The sequence below is a fragment of the Schnuerera sp. genome (genome assembly GCF_035459645.1).
GTDB lineage: Bacteria > Bacillota > Clostridia > Tissierellales > Tepidimicrobiaceae > Schnuerera.
This window is the reverse complement of the sequence record NZ_DATHXO010000040.1, coordinates 1-5,447: the sequence shown is the minus strand read 5'-3', so window position 1 is coordinate 5,447 and position 5,447 is coordinate 1. Positions and strand designations below refer to the sequence as shown.

Below are 5,447 nucleotides of genomic sequence, written 5' to 3'. Positions count from 1 at the left end.
AGGGAATATTAAAAGGTGGGTTCTTTAGTTTTGCAGCACAAAAATATGAAAATAGTAGAGCAAAAGGCACATTAAATTTAATTCCATATATAAATGATTCCGTCCTTGATGAGTTATATGCACTTGAAATTGGAGCTGATTATCTTTTTAGATGTGAGCCAATGTCTTATGATGCTTCACATATGGAAAGGCCGGATTCATATATGTTAAAGCCATTATACGATGGAGGTCCTTTATATGAGAAGATTGATAATATTGATGAGTTCAATTTAGAAGATCCTAAATGGCAAAAAATGAGAGAGGATATAGAGCTTTTAGATATGAATACCAGAGCATTTAGCATCATTGCAACTAAAAACATGGAAACTCACCCCCATACCCAAGGAAATCTGGAGGGGTATACTTTGTATGATGGAAGATGGATCAACTATGATGATTATAAGAACAATAATAAAGTTTGTATAGTTGGAAAAAATTTATTTAAAGCACGAGAATTAAAATTAGGAGATAAAATTCCCCTTCAATATATGGAAAGTGAAATTCCTGAGTTTTTAATGACTGAAAAAGACAGAAAAGAGTGGAAAAATCATCATAAAAGTGATGTTATAGAATACGAAATAGTAGGGGTTTATGATCAAATTTATTCAGGTAAAGATATATATGTACCTACAAGTACAGTACCTAAGGAATTTCTAAAATTTCCTACTGAAAATGGAACACCTTATTTATATAGAGGGAATCATAGTTTTGTATTGAAGAATCCTGCTGAACAATCGCAGTTCATTGAAAAATATGGAGATAGTATTAAAGAAGCTGGGTTTGAACTTCAATTCTTTGAGAATAATGCTGAAACATTTTGGATATCTGCGGATAAAGTTCTAAATAATCTTAAAACAAATATTGTATTATACGGGATTTTATTGCTATTTGCAATGTTATTTACTATATATATGTATGTAGAGATTTATAAGAACAATTATGCTATTGAAAAAATCCTAGGTTTTACGCATAAATCTGCATCTAGGCATCTGTTGATGCCATTATATATTTTTGCTGCGATAGGAATAGGATTATCATCTTATTTTGGCTACCAAACTGCTATAAAGAATTCTAAAAAGATATTAGAGGAAATCTTAGGAAAATTACCTAACAATTTAGATTTTTCTATTAGTGTAAAACTTGTATTTCTAATGTTTCTAATAATCATAGGCGTATTGGTGATACAATCGTTATTTATGGTGTTTAGATTTAAGAAGCGGTCTTTGCTTGAATTCTTTAGTAAAGAAAACAAAGAAAATAAAAAGAAAGTCCAAAATCTAGATACAGATGATTTAGACATAATTGATAATGAATTTCATACCGATGATTTGGCAGATGTCATTTCATTTGACGATTCAAATATAAATATCAGTAAAGGAAAGACAGTCCTCAAAGGATATGGTAAAAAACATATTTCTCGATCTATTGTAACTACGATTTTAATGGTAGTTGTAACGGGACTTTTGATTGGCACTCTTACATGGTTAATCAATGTAATAGAATCAAATCAGGTTTTCATTGATAAAACCATATCTGAAACTACCATATATGGAGAGATAAAATATATTGGTGAAGTAAATTTTTCATTTAAAGGACATATTTCTGAAGATATTTTAAATAAAATCTTAGAAACTGGTTTAGTTAAAGATTACTTTGGAGCTGTGGATAATGAGTATAGTGAGATAAATATTGATAGAAATGGAATTAAAGAAACCATTAAAGAAGAAAGCGCTTTAGATTTAGCATATTATGAAAAATATATACAGATGACTATATTAGCATCTAATAAAGAACTAAACTCTGATAACGGAATTAAACTATCGGGGATAGAGGATCAAAGTATAATCGATAAAATCAACTCCTATACTCCAACACAAGATGAAATTCCAATTTTAGCCTCTACTGCAGCTATGGATGCCTATAATTTAGAGATAGGAAATAAAGTATCCTTAAAAGATGCAGGATCAAATTATCCCGATGTATATGGAACGATTGTCGGTACTTATGAAGGCTATGGATTCCCAACACATGATGCCTATTATAAACAACAACATCGAATTCCAAGTAGGACAGTATATCAAGAAACCTTTATCTTTCCAATGGATGCTGTTAGGTTAATTGAAAGAAACGGAATTAACTATGTAAGAATTGATTTATTATTTGATAAAGAGAAGAATGCAGAACTTTACTATAATAGGGAAGAGATATTGAATCAAATAGCTAAAACTACATCTGGTGATAGTACTGGATACAAACTGGTCCTTTACGATGATATACTGACCGAAACTATTGGACCATTGGAGAAAAATATGGAATTACTAAGTATTATATATCCAATCATCTTGGTATTATCATTGATAATCGCTGTAGTTTTACCTTATTTATTAATCCTTAGGAGAAGTGAGGAGTTGGCAATTATGAGAATCCTTGGAGTAAAAGAAGTGGAGGTAAAACGATATGTATTTACAGAGAGCTTAACGCTAATAATTATTGGAGAGGTAATAGCTATTGCAGTAATAAGTGTAGTAACCTTTAAATCTGGAGTATATCCAATATGGAAGTATCTATTTGTCATAGTTGGGTATTTGTTAGCAAGTATTATAGGTGTTTTAGCAAGTTTAAAAAATGTGCTTTATAAAAAGCCATTAGAAATGCTACAGGTAAAGGAATAAAGGAGGGGGTATATTGGTAAAGCTTGAGATGAAGAATTTATTTTATAGATATAAGGGTGCAAATAAAGATGTACTAAAAGATATAAACTGTAGATTTGAAGGTGGAGAGTTGAATGCAATAGTAGGCCCTTCAGGTAGTGGTAAGACTACACTGCTTTCCATAATGGCAGGATTAGATAAACCGACCCAAGGGATTATAACTATAAATGATAAAGATTTAAAAGATTTAGATTTAGATGAATACAGAAGGGATTCTATATCTATGATCTTTCAAGCATTTCAGCTATTCCCCTTATTGACTGCTTTGGAAAATGTAAGCTTTCCTATGGAATACAAGGGAATAGATAAGAATCAAGCAATAGAAAAGAGTAAAAAAGTTCTAGAATCTCTAGGTATAGACGGAGATAAGCAATCCAGGTATCCAACTAAACTATCAGGTGGAGAACAACAAAGGGTTGCTATAGGTAGGACCTTAGCTACAGGAGCAAAGATAATCCTTGCAGATGAGCCTACTGGCAATCTGGACGATGAAAATAGTGATAAAATTATAGATATATTGAAACGATTAGCTCATGAACAAGGTTTCTGCGTAATTATAGTAACTCATGATATGGAAATAGCAGAACAATCGGATAATGTATGGAGAATAAAGGATGGTACTATTGAGCAGGTAAAATAGACAATTAGAGAGGTTTTATTATGCTTAAGAAAATAAAAATGAGCAAATTTGTAAAAAAACAATGGATTTTATAGAGGTCTTTTCTTGGTGTGTTAAGCTTTCTTGGAAGGTTTCTCATTTATATACAATATTGAGGGTATTAGCAGAATTATTTAATCCATTATTAAATATTGCAGCTGTTTTTGTTTCGAGGCAGATAATTAATTATATATCTGCCTCTATAGGCAATCTTAATACTCTCTCTATATATAATTTTTTATTTCTGATGGCTTTAATAGCCTTATTAAAAGTAATAATGATAAAGGTTTAAATCTATTCTAGAATTGTCCATTCAGAACAATTAGACCAATGGATGACAAGAAATATGATAGAATTTTCTTTTGATGTGGATTTAGCATATTTAGATAATCCAAACTATCAAGATAAGATTACATCAGCAATGAGAGATGGTTCAATTTTGGTTCAAGCATTAGGTTCAAGTATATCTGCCATCAGTGCTATTATGTCATTTTTAATATCATTTGTTATTCTTTCAAATGAGAATATTATTTATGCTTTAATAATGACAATGGCTGCCTTACCCTCTGGAATAGCTTTAAAATATTATACAGAATCTCTTTATGATTTAAGTTTAGGACAAATATCAAATAGGAGAAAGCTGTCGTATATTCAACAGATAGCTTTTAGTAGGGACTTTAGCCAAGATGTGAGACTTTTTCAATCAAGTAAGATACTAAAAAATTTTTATGATAACCTATGGGGCAAACTATTTAGTCAGCGTAAGAAAATTTTAAAGAATCGCTCTAGGATAACTTTTATATTAGATTTCTTACCAGAGGTTGTTCTTGTTATTATAAGTGGCCATATAATTTTTAATATAGTGGATGGAAAATTAGTTATAGGGGACTACATATTTTTAAGTGGACTATTGGGACAATTATGGCATTCGACATCTAGCTTTATATCTTCTTCCATGGAAATAGTTGAAAATAAATTAAGGATGAATAATTATAAATCTCTTTTTAAATATACAAACAAAATCGAAGATAATGGTATATTAGAATTAAAAATTGTAGATAGTATTCTTTTTAAGAATGTAAGTTTTGTCTATCCACTTAGTGAAAAATATGCTTTGAAAGATATTAGTTTTCATATCAATAAGCCTGAGCATGTTGCATTTGTAGGATTAAATGGCTCAGGGAAATCTACTATTATAAAACTTTTACTTAGATTTTATGAACCAACCTCTGGAGAAATTTTGATAAATGGCATTAATATATCATCTTATACTATTACTTCTTTAAGAAGATGCTTTAGTGTTTATTTTCAAGATATGAATAATTTTGCCTTTACTATTAAAGAAAACTTTCATTTAACAAATCCCGATGTATTGATTAATGATGAGGACATAATTGAAGCTTTAGAGAAAAGTGATTTTATAGAGATTTTAGATTTAAATGAAGCAGGACTAGATGCATATATATCTAAATTTTTCACACCAGATGGTCTAATTCTATCAGGTGGACAAACTCAAAAATTAGCTCTAGCTAGGGTACTATATCGTAAGGATACTATTCTTATATTAGATGAAGTTTCTTCAAATTTAGATCCAAGAGCAGAGCATGAAATTTTCAATAAATTGGAGGATATAACTGAAAATAGGCTTACTTTATTTACTTCTCATAGATTATCTAAGCTATCTTTAGCAGACAGGGTTATAGTCTTAGAAGATGGTAAGGTTATTGAAGATGGTAAACCAGAACAATTATTAAAGGATAATAAAAGATATGCTGAATTATTTAGATATCAGCAGAAAAAATATATGGTGGAAGGTGAAGCTTAATTATGAAAATAGCTGTAATAGATGAAGGGGTATTGCCTGTATTCAATAAAGAATTAAATATAATTGAAGACTTAATGATCAGTAGTGAAAATTTAGTTATTAATAGCAGCGATGATGTTCTAATTAGTACTGATCATGGTTTTAATGTATGTAAAATAATAAATAAGTATGCTCCGGAAGCAGAGATTATAAGCATAAGAATTTCTAATTCCAC

At 29.9% G+C, this 5,447-nt stretch carries 5 protein-coding genes; all 5 read left to right on the top strand.

The features are described 5' to 3' along the window. Positions 1-2,711 (top strand): ABC transporter permease (locus tag VK998_RS00960; protein ID WP_325224462.1); only part of this gene is annotated, 2,711 nt, incomplete at its 5' end. A 13-nt stretch (positions 2,712-2,724) separates the two neighbouring features. Next, complete coding sequence (locus tag VK998_RS00955) at positions 2,725-3,390, top strand: ABC transporter ATP-binding protein (RefSeq protein ID WP_325224461.1); 666 nt, start codon at positions 2,725-2,727, stop codon at positions 3,388-3,390. A 61-nt stretch (positions 3,391-3,451) separates the two neighbouring features. Next, positions 3,452-3,700, top strand: coding sequence for a hypothetical protein (locus VK998_RS00950; protein WP_325224459.1), 249 nt, complete (start codon positions 3,452-3,454; stop codon positions 3,698-3,700). 54 nt (positions 3,701-3,754) lie between these two features. Beyond that, positions 3,755-5,233 (top strand): ABC transporter ATP-binding protein, encoded by a 1,479-nt coding sequence (locus VK998_RS00945; protein WP_325224456.1) that lies wholly within the window; start codon positions 3,755-3,757, stop codon positions 5,231-5,233. A gap of 2 nt (positions 5,234-5,235) precedes the next feature. Then, a partial coding sequence (locus VK998_RS00940; RefSeq protein ID WP_325224454.1) for a S8/S53 family peptidase occupies positions 5,236-5,447 on the top strand: 212 nt, incomplete at its 3' end.

Bases quoted from the DNA above. Each gene is read 5' to 3' on its own strand.
- VK998_RS00950 (WP_325224459.1), top strand. From the start codon at position 3,452: ATGGATTTTATAGAGGTCTTTTCTTGGTGTGTTAAGCTTTCTTGGAAG.
- VK998_RS00945 (WP_325224456.1), top strand. From the start codon at position 3,755: ATGATAGAATTTTCTTTTGATGTGGATTTAGCATATTTAGATAATCCA.